A 15863-nucleotide genomic window follows, 5' to 3' on the forward strand; every position below is an offset into this window, starting at 1 on the left:
CGGCGCGGGAGTTTCGCCGGTCGACCGGCGAATCTGGACCTTGACCGCTGAAACTTCGTCGGTCCAGGGTGAGTTTCGCCGGTCGACCGGCGAAACTCACGCTTCCCGCACCGAACCTGCGGCGGAACCGCCAGTTTCGCCGGTCGACCGGCGAAACTCACGCGGCGTCACGACCGGCCGGAGCGACCGTCTAGGGTCGCGGGCATGGCCCTGGAGACGTCTGCGCAGTCGCCGGCGCCCGTACGCCAGATCGCGAACGCCGTGGCCGGGTGGATCGACCGGCTGGGGCCGGTGTGGGTCGAGGGGCAGGTGGCGCAGGTGAGCCGGCGCCCCGGCGTCGGGACCGTGTTCATGACGCTGCGCGACTCCGTGGCCGACGTGTCGGTGCCGGTGACGTGCTCGCGCCAGATGTTCGACGGGCTCAACCCGCCGCTGGTCGAGGGCGCGAGCGTCGTCATCAACGCCAAGCCCTCCTACTACGCCAACCGCGGCACGCTCTCCCTCTACGCCCGCGAGATCAAGATGGTCGGGCTCGGCGAGCTGCTGGCCCGCCTCGAGCAGCGCCGCCAGCTGCTCGCGGCCGAGGGCCTGTTCGCCCAGGAGCTCAAGCGCCGGCTGCCGTTCCTGCCCGGCAAGGTCGGGCTGGTCACGGCCCCCAACAGCGCCGCCGAGCGCGACGTGCTCGACAACGCCCAGCGACGGTGGCCGGCGGTGGCGTTCGAGGTCGTCCACGCGGCCATGCAGGGCACGCGTGCGGCCGCCGAGGTCATGGACGCCGTCGCCCGGCTCGACCGCGACCCGACGGTCGACGTGATCGTCATCGCTCGCGGCGGCGGCGCGGTCGAGGACCTGCTGCCGTTCAGCGACGAGGGCCTGATCCGGGCCGTGGCTCGCGCGAGCACGCCGGTGGTGTCCGCGATCGGCCACGAGCCCGACTCCCCCCTGCTCGACCTGGTCGCCGACGTCCGCGCCTCCACCCCGACCGACGCCGCCAAGCTGGTCGTCCCCGACGTCCACCAGGAGGTGGCCGGCCTCGGGCAGGCCCGGCTGCGCATGCGCCAGACCGTCCGCACCCGCGTCGACCACGAGCAGCACCGCCTCGACGCGCTGCGCGAGCGCCCGTCGCTGGCCGACCCGCGCTCGCTCATCGACGACCGCGGGGCCGAGCTCGGCGCGCTGCTCGAGCGCAGCCGCCGCACCCTGCGCCACGCCCTCGACCGCGCTGCCGACGACATCGGCCACCAGCGCGCCCGCGCCCGCGCGCTCTCGCCCCTGGCGACCCTCGAGCGCGGCTACGCCGTCCTCCAGGACGCCGACGGCCACGTCGTCACCTCCCTGGACGCGGTGTCGCCCGGCGGCGCGGTCAGCGTCCGCGTGGCCGACGGCCGCATCGCCGCCACCGTCGACTCGACCACCCCCGACCCCGTCCCGCACGAGGAAGAAGACTCCGCATGAGCGACGCCACGCCCTCCTACGAAGCCGCCCGCGAGGAGCTGCTCGACGTCGTACGCCGCCTCGAGACCGGCGGCACGACCCTCGAGGAGTCCCTGGCGCTCTGGGAGCGCGGCGAGCAGCTCGCCACCATCTGCCAGGAGTGGCTCGACGGCGCCCGCAAGCGCCTGGACGAGGTGCTCGACCGGCAGGACGACTGACGCGGGTCAGCCCAGCGGGTCGGTGGTGAGCGACTCCAGCAGCAGTCGCAGGTCGTCCTCGCTCGCCGAGCCGTAGACCAGCAGGTTGTCCTCGCCCACCTCGGCCGCGTAGGCCCGGTCGCCGCCCTCGTCGGAGTAGCTCTCCCACGTGGTCGCGATCGGGCTGTCGAAGTCGACCGGGTCCTCCTCGGAGGCGTCCTCGTCGACGTACGTCGCCAGCAGGTCGTCGAGGCTCTCGTCCTCCTGCCGCACCCCGGCGAAGGTGCCGTCGTCGGTGAGGATCGAGAGGCCGAACGCGGGCCGGTCACCGGGGGTGAACGCAACGTTGGTGGCCTTCCAGCCCTCGGGCAGCGACGGCGGGTAGGCGATCTGGAGCCCCGCGTCCTGCACGAGCTCGACGGTCTCGAGGTAGTCGACGGCCTCGGGCTCGATCTCGGGGTTCTCCCGGGTCACCGCACGGAAGACCACGAACGCGGCGACGGCGAGCACGGTGACGACCAGCGAGGCGATCAGGCCGTTGGCCGACCGCGCGTACCGGGCCGGCTTCTCGCTGTCGCTCACGGGCCCATCCTCACAGGTCGGTAGATTGCCCGCGTGCCGACCCTCGCTCACTTGGTCGCCGAGGTGGTCGCGGTCTCAGCCCTCCTGGCGCTGCTCGTCACGGCCTACCGCCACCCCTCCGGGCGGGTCGAGGCGACGGTCGCGGTGCTCGCCGCGGCGGCGGCGCTGGCCACCGGCCTGGTCTCCCTCGACCACGCCGGCGACGCCGTGCGCGAGCTGGCGCCGGTCGTCGCCTTCCTCGCCACGATCCTGGTCGTCTCCGACGTCTGCGCCCGGGCGGGGCTCTTCGCGGCGGCGGGACGCCTCCTGCGTCCGGGACCAGGGCGCCGCCACGCCCCCCGGAGGCTGTTCACCGCGGCCTTCCTGGTCGCCGCGCTCGTCACCGCCGTGCTGAGCCTCGACGCCACCGTCGTGCTGCTCACGCCGGTCGTCGTGGGGGCGGCGGTCGCTGCCGGCACCTCGACGACGCCCGGCGCCTACGCGTGCCTGCGGATGGCCAACTCCGCCTCGCTGCTGCTCCCGGTCTCCAACCTCACCAACCTGCTGGCGATGCCCCACCTCGACCTGACCTTCGCCGGCTTCGCGGTCACGATGGCACCCGTACTGCTCGCGGTGCTCGCGGTCGAGTACGTCGTGCTGCGCCTGGTCTTCCGCCGGGAGCTCGCCGCGACGCCGTCCGAGGTGGCCGCGACGGAGGTCACCGCGGTGGAGCCGGTCCCCGTCGCGGTCGTGGCCCTGATGCTGGTGGGCTTCGCCGCCACCTCGCCGCTGGGGGTCGAGCCGTTCGTGGTCTCCACGGTGGCGGCGCTCGTGCTGGTGGTCTGGGCCCGGCGCCGCCGGCTGCTCGTGGCGCGCGACGTGGTGGGTGCCGCCCACCCGGGCTTCGCCTGCTTCGTGCTGGCGCTGGGCGTGGTGGTGGCCGCGATCTCGGAGGGCTTCCTGGGCGACCTCGTCGAGGAGGTGCTGCCGGCATCGACGGGCCTCGCGGCCCTGGCCCTGATCGCCGTGCTGGCGACGGTGCTCGCCAACCTCCTGACCAACCTCTCCGCGACGCTGCTGCTGGTCCCGCTCCTCGCCCCGCTCGGCGACACCGCGGTGCTCGCCGCGCTGCTCGGCCTCAACATCGGCGCCGGCCTCACCTACAGCGGCTCGCTCGCCAACCTCCTGTGGGCGCGCCACCTCGGCCGGTACGGCGAGCCGCCCGGCCTGGCCCGCTTCCACCTCGTCTCCTTCGCCGTGACCCCTCTCAGCCTCGCTGCCGCAGTCACGGCTCTGTGGCTGGTCACCTGACCGCACCTGCGGCACACTGTGGGCGTGAGCACCTACCGACTTGCGGAGGCCGCCGAGATCCTCGGCGTCAGCGACGACACGGTACGCCGCTGGGTGGACGCGGGCCGGGTGGCCGCCTCCACCGCCGACGGCCGCGCGGTCATCGCGGGCGCCGACCTCGCCGTCCTCGCCGAGTCGCTGGCCGACTCCCGCGACCCTGACCCGGCCCGCGCGTCCGCGGTCAGCGCCCGCAACCGGCTCACCGGCATCGTCGTGCGGGTCAAGAGGGACGCCGTGATGGCGCAGGTCGACCTCATCTGCGGGCCCTACCGCATCGTCTCGCTGATGAGCTCCGAGGCCGCCGACGACCTCGGCCTCGAGCCCGGCGTGCGCGCGGTCGCCTCGGTGAAGTCGACCAACGTCGTCGTGGAGCGTCCGTGAGCAGCCGCCGCTCCCCCGTGCTCGCCTCCGTCGCGGGGATGGCGCTCGTGCTGCCGCTGGCGGCCTGCGGAGGCGACGACGGCGAGCAGCGCACGATCACGGTGCTCGCAGCGGCCTCACTCACCGAGACGTTCACGACCCTGGCCGCCGACTTCGAGGCCGCGCACGAGGGCGTGCGTGTCCGGCTCGCCTTCGACTCCTCGGCGACCCTCGCCGAGCAGGCCGTGGGCGGCGCCCCGGCCGACGTCCTGGCCACCGCGGACACCACGACGATGGACAGCGCCGCCGACGCGCTCGCCGCGGACCCGCGGGTCTTCGCCACCAACACGATGGTGCTGGTGGTGCCCGCGGACAACCCGGCCGACATCCGCTCCTTCGACGACCTGGGCCCGGGCGTCGACTACGTCGTCTGCGTCGACACCGCGCCCTGCGGCAAGGTCGCCGCCGCCCTGCTCTCGAGCGCCGACCCGGGTGCCGAGCCGGCCAGCCTCGAGGTCGACGTCAAGGCGGTGCTGGCCAAGGTCACCAGCGGCGAGGCCGACGCCGGCCTGGTCTACGCCTCCGACGCGGTGGCGGCAGGCGACGCGGTGACGACCGTGGAGGTCCCCGGCGCCGACGCGCAGGTCACGACGTACCCGATCGCGCCGCTCGACCAGTCGCAGGACGCCGAGCTGGCCCGGCAGTTCGTCGACCTCGTGCTCGACGAGGAGGGGCAGCAGGTCCTCCGGGACGCCGGCTTCGGGGCGCCGTGACGACGGCGCGCACCCTGGGCCGCCCGCCCCTGGTCCTCCTGGTCCCCGCCGCCCTCGCCGCGGCGCTCCTGGTGCTCCCCCTGGTCAGCCTGGTGCTCGACACCCCGTGGGCGACCTTCCTCGACCGTCTCGGCAGCCGCGAGGTAGGCGAGGCGCTGCGTCTCACGGCGGTCGCGTCGGGGGCCACCGTGGTCGCCTGCGTGCTGCTCGGGACGCCGCTGGCCTGGCTGCTCGCCCGCGTCGACTTCCGCGGCCGCGCGGTGCTGCGCGCCGCCGTCACGGTCCCGCTCGTGCTGCCTCCGGTCGTCGCCGGCGTCGCGCTCGTGACCGCGCTGGGACGCACCGGCGTCCTGGGTCCCCTGCTGCGCGAGGGCGGCGTCTCGCTGCCCTACACGACCCCAGCGGTGGTCATCGCCCACACGTTCGTCTCGATGCCGTTCTACGTGCTGTCCGTCGAGGGCGCGATGCGCAGCGCCGGCGAGCGCTACGACGTCGTCGCGGCCACCCTCGGCGCCTCGCGCTGGACGACGTTCCGACGCGTGACGCTGCCGCTGGCGATGCCGGGCGTGCTGGCGGGCGCGGTGCTGGCGTGGGCCCGGTCGCTCGGGGAGTTCGGCGCCACGATCACCTTCGCCGGCAACTACCCCGGCACGACCCAGACCATGCCGTCGCTGATCTACACCACGCTGCAGGCCGACCCCGAGGTGGCGCGCACGCTCAGCATGATCCTGCTCCTGGCGTCCGTCGCGATCCTCGCCGCGCTCCGCAACCGATGGCTGACCACGCCGTGAGCGGGCTCGACGCACGGGTCTACGTCGAGGGCCGGCTCGACGCGGCCCTCACCGCGCAGGCCGGGCAGGTCGTCGCCGTCATCGGACCGAACGGCGCCGGCAAGACGACGCTCCTGCGCGCGCTCGCCGGCCTGGTCCAGATGAGCGGGTCGGTCAGGGTCGCGGGCGAGAGCTGGACCGAGCCGCCGCGGCTCGTGCGCGACCGCGGCCTCGGCTACGTGTTCCAGGACCAGTCCCTCTTCCCCCACCTCACCGCCCTCGACAACGTCGCCTTCGGGCCACGCGCGCGAGGCGTCCGACGACGCGACGCGGAGGCCACCGCCCGGGCGTGGCTCGACCGCCTCGGCGTCGGCGACCTGTCGTCGCGCCGGCCGGGCGAGCTGTCCGGCGGGCAGGCGCAGCGGGTGGCGATCGCCCGGGCGCTGGCCACCCGGCCGGCCCTGCTGCTCCTCGACGAGCCCTTCGCCGGGCTCGACGTGGGGGTGGCCACCGCACTGCGCCTCGAGCTGGCCCGTCACCTCGCCGACTACCCCGGGGTCGCGCTGCTGGTCACGCACGACGCGATCGACGCCCTCACCCTCGCCGACCGGGTGGTCGTCCTCGACCGCGGCCGGGTGGCCCAGGAGGGCACCCCGCAGGACGTCGCGGCCCGCCCCCGCACCGACCACGTGGCGCGTCTGGTCGGCCTCAACGTGCTGCGCGAGGGCGAGGTCCTGCGCTCGTTCAGCCCGCGCGCGGTGACGGTCTCTCTGCACCGCCCCGAGGGGTCGGCCCGTCACCAGTGGCACGGGGTCGTCCTGAGCGCGGCGCCGCACGGGGACGCCGTACGCCTGCTGGTCTCGGGCGAGCACGAGCTGCTCGCCGACGTCACCCCGGCCGCCGCCGGCGAGCTCGGGCTGGCCCCCGGCCGGCAGGTCTGGCTCTCGGTCAAGGAGACCGCCGTGCAGGCGTACGCCGCGGACTGAGCGGCCTCCGACGTCACCGGGGTCCCCGTTACGATGCCGACCATGGACCCCTCGCTCGACGTCGCGCCCCAGACTCCCGACCGCAACCTGGCGCTCGAGCTGGTGCGGGTGACCGAGGCGGCCGCGATGGCGGCAGGTCGCTGGGTGGGGCGCGGCGACAAGAACGGCGCCGACGACGTGGCCGTCAACGCGATGCGCGTGATGATCTCGACCATCGGCATGAACGGCACCGTCGTCATCGGCGAGGGCGAGAAGGACAACGCGCCGATGCTCTACAACGGCGAGCAGGTGGGCGACGGAACCGGCCCCGACTGCGACGTCGCGGTCGACCCGATCGACGGCACCACCCTGACCGCCAAGGGCATGGCCAACGCGGTCGCCGTGCTGGCGGTCTCCCCGCGTGGGTCGATGTACGACCCGTCCGCGGTCTTCTACATGGACAAGCTCGCCACGGGGCCCGAGGCGGCCGACGTCGTCGACATCCGCTACCCCGTCGCGGAGAACATCCACCAGGTCGCGAAGGCCAAGGGAGGCAAGGCCGAGGACGTCACCGTCGTGCTCCTCGACCGGCCCCGTCACGCTCAGCTGGCCGAGGAGATCCGGGCCACCGGGGCACGCATCAAGTTCATCGTCGACGGCGACGTGGCCGGCGCGATCTCCGCGGCCCGACCCGACAGCGGTGTCGACCTGCTGCTCGGCGTCGGCGGTACGCCGGAGGCGATCATCACCGCCTGCGCCATGAAGTGCATGGGCGGCGTGATCCAGGGCCAGCTGTGGCCGCAGGACGACGCGGAGCGCCAGCGCGCCCTCGACGCCGGCCACGACCTCGACCCGGACTTCGTGCTCTCGACCGACGACCTCGTCACCGGCGACGACTGCTTCTTCGTCGCCACCGGCATCACCGACGGCGACCTCATGCGCGGGGTGCGCTACGCCAAGGGCGGCGCCACCACCCACTCGCTGGTCATGCGATCGCGCAGCGGCACGATCCGCTCGATCACCTCCGAGCACCGCCTGCAGAAGCTACGCAGTTACTCCGCGATCGACTTCGACCACTGACGTCACCGACGCCGCCGCCTGGCGGTGCAGCGACGTCACCACGTGGTCGATGACCCGCGGGTCGACGGCCATGCCCACGTGGGACGCCGTGACCTCGATGCCGTGGGCGGCCGCCGGCACGCACGCTCGCCAGTCGACGATGCCGTCGCGCTTGGAGTAGACCGCGGTGAAGCCCACGCCCGCCGGCATCGGCAGCTGGCTCTCGTCGAAGCTCTGCCGCGCGCAGTCGCCGGCCACGCAGTCGGCGGCCATCAGGCCCGGCACGCCGGCGCGGCTGAGCCGCACCAGCAGGTCGACGCTCGCGGTCAGCACCCGGTGGTGGGCGGCAGGCGCGAGCATCGGGCTGCCGAGGGTCACGATGCCGGACACGAGGTCCGGTCGGCGTACGGCGATGCCGCGCGCGAGCATGCCACCGAGGCTGTGCCCCACGAGCTGGACCCTGCTGCCGCGACGGATGACGATCGACTCCAGCCGCTCCTCGAGCTGCGCCGCCGCGTCGAGCGTGCACCCGACGTTCGCGCGGATGTGGGAGCGGTAGGTCCGGAATCCCTGTGCCCGCAGGTGTCTGGCCATCAGGGTCAGCGACGCGTCGCCCGCCATGAAGCCGGGCACCAGCACGACCGGGTCGACGGCCCGGGGCCGGCGCCGTCCGGTGTACGGCGTGCTCCGACGGGCACGGCGGTCGCCGGCGGAGCGCAGCGCGTAGCGGCCGGCCTCGGTGAGCACGCTCCCCTCGCGGATGACCGCGACGACGGCCGGACGCGCGAACCCCTCCGGCAGCAGGAAGGACGCCAGTGTGGGGTTGCTCACTCGGGGGACGGTACGCCCACCGGGTCCTCCGACGTGGGAGCTCGGGCCCGGTCGCACCACCGGGGCCTTGGATGCGAGATGATCGCGTCATGTCGACCGGTCCTCGTCCCACGCCCGACGTCGTCGTGTCCGAGGAGCTGTTCGCTCCCGTGGCCCAGGGCGTCGAGCTCTGCTACCAGACCTTCGGCGACCCCGACGACGAGCCGCTGCTGCTGGTGATGGGGCTCGGCGGCCCCATGACCTGGTGGGACCCGCAGCTGTGCCGGCTGCTGGCGTCCCGCGGGTTCTACGTCGTGCGCTACGACAACCGCGACACCGGCCGCTCGAGCCGGGTGGGGACCCGGGTCGGCCGCACCGCGCTGGTGCGGGCGTTCGCCGGCGGGCGCACCCGACCGCCGTACACGCTCGACGACCTGGCCGAGGACGCGTTCGGCCTGCTCGACCACCTGGGCCTGGAGTCCGCGCACGTGGTCGGGGTCTCGATGGGCGGGATGATCGTGCAGACGATGGCGATCAACCAGCCCAAGCGCGTGCGCAGCCTGACCAGCATCATGTCCACGACCGGCAAGCGCACGGTCGGCTGGCAGCACCCGTCGCTGCTGCCGTCGCTCCTCGCCAACCGTGCCGCGGGCCGCGAGGCCTACGTCAAGGCGAGCGCAGCCCTGTGGAAGCTGATCGGATCGCCCGGCTTTCCGCAGAGCGACGAGCAGGTGGCGGCCCGCGCCGAGGAGACCTACGACCGCGGCGTCACGCCTGAGGGCGTGCTGCGGCAGATGCTCGCGATCCTCCACCAGCCCAACCGCAGCGCGCGCCTGAGGTCGGTGAAGGTGCCCGCCCTGGTGGTGCACGGGCTCGCCGACAAGATGGTGCACGTGTCCGGCGGCCGCGCCACGGCCGCCGCGATCCCGGGCGCCGAGCTGCTGCTCATCGAGGGCATGGGCCACGACATGCCCGAGCCGCTCTTCGAGACGTTCGCGGCCGGCATCCGCCGAACGGCGGACCGGGCGGCGTCGTCGGGCCGGTCGCATGGCCCGTCGCAGGGCCGGTCGCAGGGCTAAGAGCCCTGTCGGCAACATGCCCCATCCGGGTACCGGTGTGACGGTGGACAATCTGGTCCGATAGGACTAGACGTGTGACCCACACCACTATCCGGGAGGGACAGATGGCGCACGACTCGGGAGGACCTCCGGTACGCCGGCGGAAGAAGCGCAGGAGCGGAGGCACCCGCGGCATCGCCGCGGTCGGCGTCGCGGTCCTGGCCACCAGCCTGCTGGCGGCGTGCTCGGGAGACTCCGGCAAGCCCACGCTCAACTGGTACGTCAACCCCGACGGGGTGGAGACGCTGACCAAGCTGGCGGAGCAGTGCAGCACCGACGACTACGACATCGAGATCCAGCTCCTGCCCTCGGGCGCCACCGACCAGCGCACCCAGCTGGCCCGGCGCCTGGCGGCCAAGGACTCCTCGACCGACCTGATGAGCCTCGACCCCGTGTTCGTCGCGGAGTTCGCCAACGCCAACTGGCTCGAGGAGCTGCCGCAGGACGCCGCCAGCACCGCCACCGACGAGGACGTGCTCGAGGGAGCCGCCGACACGGTCAAGTGGGACGAGGGCGTTTACGCCTTCCCGCAGTGGGCCAACACCCAGGTCCTCTGGTACCGCAAGTCCCTCGCCGAGGCGGCCGGCCTCGACATGACCAAGCCCGTCACCTGGGACCAGGTCATCGAGGCCGCGGCCGACAACGAGGGCACCGTCGGCGTGCAGGCCAACAAGTACGAGGCCTACGTCGTGTGGATCAACGCCCTCATCCAGGGCGCCGGCGGCGACATCATCAGCGACAACGAGAAGGGCAAGGACGCCTCGGTCGACATCGACTCCGAGGCCGGACGCGCCGCAGCCTCGGTGATCCAGAAGCTCGCCGACTCCCCCGCCGCCCAGCCCGACCTGACGACGTCCAACGAGGGCACCAGCCTGGGGCTGATGTACCCCGCCGAGGGCGCCGGTGAGTTCATGACGAACTGGACGTTCGTCTACAAGAACTACGAGGGCCTGATCGAGCCCGGCACCATCACGAAGGAGGACTTCGAGGACCTCGGCTGGGCGCGCTACCCCGCCACGGTCGAGGGCGAGGCCTCCAAGCCTCCGATCGGAGGCATCGACATCGGGGTGGGTGCCTACTCCGAGAACACCGACTTCGCCCTCGAGGCCGCGGAGTGCGTGACGACCACCGAGGCCCAGGTGGCGCTCGCGGTCGAGTCCGGCCTGATGCCGGCCCGCAACTCGGCGTACGACGCGCCGGAGCTGAAGGAGGCCTACCCCGCCGATCTGCTCGAGCTGTTCAGCCAGAGCGTCGACGAGGGCGGTCCGCGGCCCAAGAGCGCCTACTACGCCACCATCTCCGCCGCGGTCCAGAGTGTCTGGCACTCCCCGCGGACGGTCGACCCCGGCTCGACTCCTGAGGAGTCGGCGCGCTTCCTGAAGGACGTCCTCGAAGGGAAGGCACTCCTGTGAGCACCGTGACCGCTCCCGCTCCGGAGGCGAAGCGCAAGGGCAACGCGCCCGAGACCAGCAGCCGCTCCCGCGCCGAGAACCGGCTCGGGCAGAAGCTCGTCGCGCCGGCGATCTTCGTGATGCTGCTCGTCACGGCGTTCCCGATGCTGCGCGCGCTCTACCTCTCGGTCTTCAACTACGCGTTGACCGCCCCCGAGGACAAGGAGTTCGTCGGCTTCGGCAACTACGTCACCGCCCTGACCGACCCGCTGTTCTGGAAGGTCACCGGGATCACCGTGCTCTACATGGTGGTCACGGTGGCCATCGAGCTCGTCATCGGCTTCATCTTCGCGATGGTGATGCACCGCGTGATCTTCGCCCGAGGGGTCATCCGGACCTCGATCCTGATCCCCTACGGCATCATCACCGTCGTCTCGGGCTTCGCGTGGCAGTTCGCGTTCAGCTACCAGAACGGCTTCGTGAACTCCTGGATCCCTGGCATGGACCTCCAGTTCAACTGGTTCGGCGAGACCACGCCGGCAGTCGTCGCGATCATGGTCTCCGAGATCTGGAAGACCACGCCGTTCATGTCGCTGCTCCTCCTTGCCGGGCTCGCTCAGGTCTCCGAGGACATGCTCGAGGCGGCGAAGGTCGACGGTGCCACCTGGTGGCAGCGGCTGTGGAAGGTGATCCTGCCCAACATGCGGGCTGCGATCATGGTCGCCGTCCTCTTCCGCGCGCTCGACGCCTACCGGATCTTCGACAACATCTTCGTGATGACGGCGGGCGCGGTGAACACCGAGTCGATCTCGTTCCTCACCTACCGCCAGACGATCGAGCAGTTCCAGCTCGGGATGGGCTCGGCCCTGTCCGTCCTGCTCTTCCTCTCGGTACTGCTGATCGCAGCGCTGATCGTGAAGCTGTTCCGAGTCGACCTAGCCCAAGCGCGACAGGAGTGATGAGGTCATGAGAAAGCTCGGAACCGCAGTCGGCTGCGTCCTGATCCTGCTCTGGTGCCTGTTGCCGGTCGCCTGGATCATCTCGCTGTCCTTCAAGTCGCAGACCGCGATCACCAACGGCAGCCCCGGATTCCTCCCGAAGGACGGCGACGGGGCCGGCTGGCAGAACTACACGGACGTCCTCGACAACGAGCAGTTCCGTCGGGCGATCTTCAACTCCATCGGCATCAGCCTGATCGCCACGCTGCTCTCGGTGATCATCGCGACGCTGGCGGCGTACGCCATCGCCCGCCTGGAGTTCAAGGGCAAGAAGTTCGTGCTCACGATGGCGCTGGCCATCGCGATGTTCCCCGTGGTGTCGCTGGTCGGTCCGCTGTTCGACATGTGGCGCACGATCGGGCTCTACGACACCTGGCCCGGCCTGATCATCCCCTACATGTCCTTCACGCTGCCGCTGGCGATCTGGACGCTCTCGGCGTTCTTCCGGGAGATCCCGTGGGAGCTCGAGCAGGCCGCCCAGGTCGACGGCGCCACGTCGTGGCAGGCCTTCCGCAAGGTGATCGTGCCGCTCGCGGCCCCGGGGGTCTTCACCGCCGCGATCCTGACGTTCTTCTTCGCGTGGAACGACTTCGTGTTCGGGATCTCGCTCACCTCGACCGAGAGCGCGCGGCCGATCCCGGCGGCGCTGTCGTTCTTCGTGGGGGCCGACCCGTTCAACCGGCCGGCGTCGCTGCTGGCCGCGGGAGCCGTCGTCTCGACGATCCCGATCATCATCATCGTCCTGATTTTCCAGCGCAAGATCGTCGCCGGCCTGACCTCCGGCGCAGTGAAGGGTTGATCTCATGGCTGCCATCGACATGAAGAACATCGTCAAGAAGTACGGCGACGGGTTCCCCGCGGTGAACGACGTCAGCATCGACGTCGCCGACGGGGAGTTCATGATCCTGGTCGGGCCGTCCGGCTGCGGGAAGTCCACGCTGCTGCGGATGATCGTGGGACTCGAGGACATCACCTCGGGCGACATGATGATCGGGGACCGGCGCGTCAACGACCTGGCGCCCAAGGAGCGCAACCTGGCCATGGTGTTCCAGAACTACGCGCTCTACCCCCACCTCACGGTCTACGAGAACATCGCCTTCCCGCTCCGTCTGGCCAAGGCCGACAGCAAGACCGTCGACGAGAAGGTCCGCGCGGCGTCGAAGACCCTGGAGCTGGACGAGCACCTCGACCGCAAGCCGGCCAACCTCTCGGGTGGTCAGCGCCAGCGGGTCGCCATGGGTCGCGCGATCGTCCGCGACGCCGACGCGTTCCTCTTCGACGAGCCGCTGTCGAACCTCGACGCCAAGCTCCGCGGCCAGATGCGCAGCGAGATCGCGCGGCTGCAGAAGAAGCTCGGGATCACCACGGTCTACGTCACCCACGACCAGACCGAGGCGATGACGCTGGGCGACCGGGTCGCCGTCCTCAAGCGCGGCATCCTGCAGCAGCTCGCCTCGCCGCGCGAGCTCTACACCAACCCCGGCAACCTGTTCGTCGCCGGCTTCATCGGCTCCCCGCCGATGAACTTCCTGCCGGCGACGGTCGAGGGCAACATCGTCGAGCTGCCGTTCGGCAAGGTGGAGATCCCGGCCGACAAGGCCGCCAAGGTGGCCGGGCGCGGCCTGCTCATCGCAGGCATCCGGCCCGAGGCGTTCGAGGACGCCTCGGTCGTCGACCAGACCCGCCAGGGCTCGACGTTCCGCGCCAAGATCGACCAGGTGGAGTGGCTGGGCAACACCGCCTACGCCTACATCCCCTTCGAGGCGCCGCCCGAGGTGCTGGAGCAGCTGCAGCAGCTCGAGCGCGACCTCGACGGCGAGACGCTGCGCACCCAGCTGGTCGTCTCCCTCGACGGCTCCAGCAAGGTCGCCGAGGACGACGACGCCGAGATCTGGGTCGACACCTCGCAGATGCACCTGTTCGACCCGGCCACCGGCGAGAACCTCACCATCGACCTCGAGCGCGCCGGTCGCGTGCCCGCGCTGGAGCAGGGTCACGACCCCGCCCAGCAGGCCAAGGCCGAGCACGAGGTCGCCGACCAGCAGACCGCCGCCGCGGAGTCCGCCGACGGCTGATCCCCCGGTCCGCTCGTACGCACGCGGAGCCCGGTCGCCCCTCGGGGTGGCCGGGCTCCGGTGCGTCCGGGGGGCCGTGAGTTTCACCGGGTACCCGGTGAAACTCACGCTTCCGGTACGAAGCTTCGTGCGGGAAGCGCGAGTTTCGTGACGGCGCTGGGACGTGAGTGACTCGGACGAGCCGGGGCGGCCACCGACTGGCCGTGGCGTCACGCAGCTCGGAACAGGAGCCGACGGAGCCGCTGGACCAGCCGGTCGGGGCGATCGAGATCGCTCCAGATGGGCCTGATCATGCGGAAGCCGGTGACCTCTCGCAGTCGGTCCTCCCGCACCTTCTCGGCGAAGACAGCGTCAGCCGGCGACTGGCCAGGCTTGAGCAGACGGTCGTACTTGACCTTGCCGTCGAACTCGGCCATCACTCCCAGCTCCGGCCAGACGGCGTCGACGATGCCCACTAGGACGTCGCCGTCCCGGACCTCCCACTGGAGGACCGGGCGCGGCAGCCCCGCCCTCCACAGGAGGTAGAGGAACCGACTCTCACCGACCGACTCGGCTCCGGCGTCCGCCAGCCTGAGGACCATGCGTACGGCCAGCGTGCGCGGCGACCTCTGCAGCTCGACGTACCGCGCCTCCAGCTCCTCGACCGTGGTCAACCTCTGGTGCAGGTACCAGTTGGCCAGGACGAGCCCCGCCTCGGTGCTCAGCAGGTTGCAGCAGTCGAGCACGGTGCGGGTCGGTGTCGTGTGCCACCCCTCCGGGGAACGACTGAGATCAGGCACTCGCAGCGATCCCTCGTGGTGGACGATGCCGGCATGTCGGCGGCCACCACCGGCCAGGTGGGTGAGATGCACGGACCGTAGGTCGTGACCCCAGTCAGGTGCGCCGTCCGCGATCGCCTGGGAGGTGTGCGACACCGCCACGTGCTCTCCGTACAACGCCTGGACGGCACGGGTGTGCACCCGGTGGCGTTGCGGACCGGACAGCGCCCCCCACGCGGCGCGGGACGCATAGACGCCGTGCCGGATGCGCACGAGCTCCCCGCGCTTGACCATGCGCGCCAACGCGTTGTCGTCGATCCCGCACGCCAGCGCGTCGCGCCTCAGGAGGAAGCCCTGGGCCACGTCTGTCCCCATCAGATCGCTCAGCATGGGTACGACGTTGCCCGCATCGCGCCGCGGCCGCACCCGACTCGCACGCGCCTGTGGATACAGCGGCGAGGCGCGACCCCACGCGACACAGCACCCGCACGAAACTCACGCTTCCGGGGTGAAGCTTCATGCGGGAAGCGTGAGTTTCACCGGGTACCCGGTGAAACTCCTCGACCAGCGCGGGCGCCGCGGCTCAGTGCAGCCGGTGCCGGTGGGTGGGGCGGGGGTCGGAGCGAGGCTTGCGCTCGACGTTGACGCCGCCCCAGAAGGCGAAGCCGCGGATGCGCACGGTGGGTGAGTCGGCGTCGAGCTCGGGGTCGACCAGGCCGGAGGGACCGTGGTAGCCGCCCATGAAGCCGGTGCCCTCGACGACGACGTGCGTGTGCGGGCCGACGATGACGTTGGCGCCGCCCATGATCGCGTTGATGGTGATGGTGACCTCCCGGGCGGCGTACGTCGCGTGGCGCAGGTCCAGGTTGGCGCCGCCCATGAGGCAGAGGATGGTGAGCTGCTCGGGCACCGTCCACACGCCGGAGCGGTCCACCCCGCTCATCACGGCGAAGTGGCGCTCCTCGCGCGGCCCGCCCGGGGTGACCAGCGACGCCGCCGCGCCCGTCGACGGCGCCTTCATCGCGTCGCGGTGCGCCGGGAGGTCGGCGGTGATGGGCACCAGGTCGGCGTAGGTCTTCGCGGCGTACGTCGCCTCGAGCCGCTCGTCGAGCTCGGCCAGGTCGATCCGGCCGTCGCCGGCCGCGTCGCGCAGCATCTCCGCGACCTGGTGGCGCTCGGCGTCGGACACGCGCAGCCGACCCGGGTCCTCGTCGCTGCGCTCGACCTCACCCGTCATGACCGCA

The 15863-nt window shown here is 71.8% G+C and carries 17 protein-coding genes; 13 read left to right on the forward strand and 4 right to left on the reverse strand.

Annotated elements, in window-relative coordinates; genetic code table 11:
* Positions 1 to 204: 204 nt before the first annotated feature.
* Together xseA and IRQ30_RS08950 are read left to right on the forward strand one after the other, a co-directional pair.
* Positions 205 to 1455, forward strand: coding sequence for an exodeoxyribonuclease VII large subunit (gene xseA, locus IRQ30_RS08945; protein ID WP_193612575.1), 1251 nt, complete (start codon positions 205 to 207; stop codon positions 1453 to 1455).
* Positions 1452 to 1652: an exodeoxyribonuclease VII small subunit gene (locus IRQ30_RS08950; RefSeq protein ID WP_193608841.1), complete on the forward strand. Its 201-nt coding sequence runs from the start codon at positions 1452 to 1454 to the stop codon at positions 1650 to 1652. The genes xseA and IRQ30_RS08950 overlap by 4 nt, the downstream gene beginning before the upstream one ends.
* A gap of 6 nt (positions 1653 to 1658) precedes the next feature.
* Here IRQ30_RS08950 and IRQ30_RS08955 read toward each other — a convergent pair whose 3' ends face one another.
* The gene (locus IRQ30_RS08955) at positions 1659 to 2213 is read right to left on the reverse strand and encodes a DUF4245 family protein (RefSeq protein ID WP_193612576.1); all 555 of its coding nucleotides are present in this window, start codon (positions 2211 to 2213) and stop codon (positions 1659 to 1661) included.
* A gap of 33 nt (positions 2214 to 2246) precedes the next feature.
* On the opposite strand from IRQ30_RS08955, the gene IRQ30_RS08960 reads away from it, so the two are divergent.
* The 6 genes from IRQ30_RS08960 to glpX are packed head-to-tail and all read left to right on the forward strand — an operon-like array spanning position 2247 to position 7490.
* Entirely contained in the window at positions 2247 to 3503 is a 1257-nt protein-coding gene (locus IRQ30_RS08960) for an SLC13 family permease (RefSeq protein WP_338089633.1), read from the forward strand.
* Positions 3504 to 3527: 24 nt separating this feature from the next.
* Positions 3528 to 3923: a TOBE domain-containing protein gene (locus tag IRQ30_RS08965; protein WP_193608839.1), complete on the forward strand. Its 396-nt coding sequence runs from the start codon at positions 3528 to 3530 to the stop codon at positions 3921 to 3923.
* Positions 3920 to 4675, forward strand: coding sequence for a molybdate ABC transporter substrate-binding protein (gene modA, locus IRQ30_RS08970; protein ID WP_338089634.1), 756 nt, complete (start codon positions 3920 to 3922; stop codon positions 4673 to 4675). The genes IRQ30_RS08965 and modA overlap by 4 nt, the downstream gene beginning before the upstream one ends.
* On the forward strand, positions 4672 to 5466 hold the full coding sequence (locus tag IRQ30_RS08975; RefSeq protein ID WP_193612577.1) for an ABC transporter permease: 795 nt from the start codon (positions 4672 to 4674) through the stop codon (positions 5464 to 5466). Before modA ends, IRQ30_RS08975 begins: the two co-directional genes overlap by 4 nt.
* Positions 5448 to 6431: an ABC transporter ATP-binding protein gene (locus IRQ30_RS08980; RefSeq protein ID WP_193612578.1), complete on the forward strand. Its 984-nt coding sequence runs from the start codon at positions 5448 to 5450 to the stop codon at positions 6429 to 6431. The genes IRQ30_RS08975 and IRQ30_RS08980 overlap by 19 nt, the downstream gene beginning before the upstream one ends.
* A gap of 42 nt (positions 6432 to 6473) precedes the next feature.
* Positions 6474 to 7490, forward strand: coding sequence for a class II fructose-bisphosphatase (gene glpX / locus IRQ30_RS08985; protein WP_193612579.1), 1017 nt, complete (start codon positions 6474 to 6476; stop codon positions 7488 to 7490).
* Here the strand turns inward: glpX and IRQ30_RS08990 are convergent.
* On the reverse strand, positions 7455 to 8300 hold the full coding sequence (locus IRQ30_RS08990; RefSeq protein ID WP_193612580.1) for an alpha/beta fold hydrolase: 846 nt from the start codon (positions 8298 to 8300) through the stop codon (positions 7455 to 7457). The two genes, glpX and IRQ30_RS08990, sit on opposite strands and share 36 nt — an antisense overlap.
* An 89-nt stretch (positions 8301 to 8389) precedes the next feature.
* On the opposite strand from IRQ30_RS08990, the gene IRQ30_RS08995 reads away from it, so the two are divergent.
* From IRQ30_RS08995 to IRQ30_RS09015, 5 genes are all read left to right on the forward strand, one after another.
* Positions 8390 to 9358 (forward strand): alpha/beta fold hydrolase, encoded by a 969-nt coding sequence (locus tag IRQ30_RS08995; RefSeq protein ID WP_193612581.1) that lies wholly within the window; start codon positions 8390 to 8392, stop codon positions 9356 to 9358.
* 74 nt (positions 9359 to 9432) lie between these two features.
* Entirely contained in the window at positions 9433 to 10809 is a 1377-nt protein-coding gene (locus tag IRQ30_RS09000) for an extracellular solute-binding protein (RefSeq protein WP_193612582.1), read from the forward strand.
* Positions 10806 to 11747, forward strand: coding sequence for a carbohydrate ABC transporter permease (locus IRQ30_RS09005; protein ID WP_338087878.1), 942 nt, complete (start codon positions 10806 to 10808; stop codon positions 11745 to 11747). Before IRQ30_RS09000 ends, IRQ30_RS09005 begins: the two co-directional genes overlap by 4 nt.
* 7 nt (positions 11748 to 11754) lie before the next feature.
* Positions 11755 to 12585, forward strand: a complete 831-nt coding sequence (locus tag IRQ30_RS09010; protein ID WP_193608833.1) for a carbohydrate ABC transporter permease — start codon at positions 11755 to 11757, stop codon at positions 12583 to 12585.
* Positions 12586 to 12589: 4 nt separating this feature from the next.
* The gene (locus IRQ30_RS09015) at positions 12590 to 13861 is read left to right on the forward strand and encodes an ABC transporter ATP-binding protein (RefSeq protein WP_193612583.1); all 1272 of its coding nucleotides are present in this window, start codon (positions 12590 to 12592) and stop codon (positions 13859 to 13861) included.
* A gap of 209 nt (positions 13862 to 14070) precedes the next feature.
* On the opposite strand, the gene IRQ30_RS09020 is transcribed toward IRQ30_RS09015, so the two are convergent.
* Both IRQ30_RS09020 and IRQ30_RS09025 read right to left on the reverse strand, forming a co-directional pair.
* Positions 14071 to 15009, reverse strand: a complete 939-nt coding sequence (locus tag IRQ30_RS09020) for a type IV toxin-antitoxin system AbiEi family antitoxin domain-containing protein (protein ID WP_193612584.1) — start codon at positions 15007 to 15009, stop codon at positions 14071 to 14073.
* Between the two features lie 193 nt (positions 15010 to 15202).
* Positions 15203 to 15856, reverse strand: coding sequence for a DUF1707 SHOCT-like domain-containing protein (locus tag IRQ30_RS09025; RefSeq protein ID WP_193612585.1), 654 nt, complete (start codon positions 15854 to 15856; stop codon positions 15203 to 15205).
* Positions 15857 to 15863 lie beyond the last annotated feature (7 nt).

The organism is Nocardioides lijunqiniae, assembly GCF_015024225.1.
GTDB lineage: Bacteria > Actinomycetota > Actinomycetes > Propionibacteriales > Nocardioidaceae > Nocardioides > Nocardioides lijunqiniae.

Excerpts from the sequence above, each read along its gene's own strand:
- xseA (WP_193612575.1), top strand. The coding sequence starts at position 205 with ATGGCCCTGGAGACGTCTGCGCAGTCGCCGGCGCCCGTACGCCAGATC.
- IRQ30_RS08980 (WP_193612578.1), top strand. The coding sequence starts at position 5,448 with ATGGCTGACCACGCCGTGAGCGGGCTCGACGCACGGGTCTACGTCGAG.
- IRQ30_RS08950 (WP_193608841.1), top strand. The coding sequence starts at position 1,452 with ATGAGCGACGCCACGCCCTCCTACGAAGCCGCCCGCGAGGAGCTGCTC.
- IRQ30_RS09025 (WP_193612585.1), bottom strand. The coding sequence starts at position 15,856 with ATGACGGGTGAGGTCGAGCGCAGCGACGAGGACCCGGGTCGGCTGCGC.
- IRQ30_RS09015 (WP_193612583.1), top strand. The coding sequence starts at position 12,590 with ATGGCTGCCATCGACATGAAGAACATCGTCAAGAAGTACGGCGACGGG.
- IRQ30_RS09020 (WP_193612584.1), bottom strand. The coding sequence starts at position 15,009 with ATGCTGAGCGATCTGATGGGGACAGACGTGGCCCAGGGCTTCCTCCTG.
- IRQ30_RS09010 (WP_193608833.1), top strand. The coding sequence starts at position 11,755 with ATGAGAAAGCTCGGAACCGCAGTCGGCTGCGTCCTGATCCTGCTCTGG.
- IRQ30_RS08995 (WP_193612581.1), top strand. The coding sequence starts at position 8,390 with ATGTCGACCGGTCCTCGTCCCACGCCCGACGTCGTCGTGTCCGAGGAG.
- glpX (WP_193612579.1), top strand. The coding sequence starts at position 6,474 with ATGGACCCCTCGCTCGACGTCGCGCCCCAGACTCCCGACCGCAACCTG.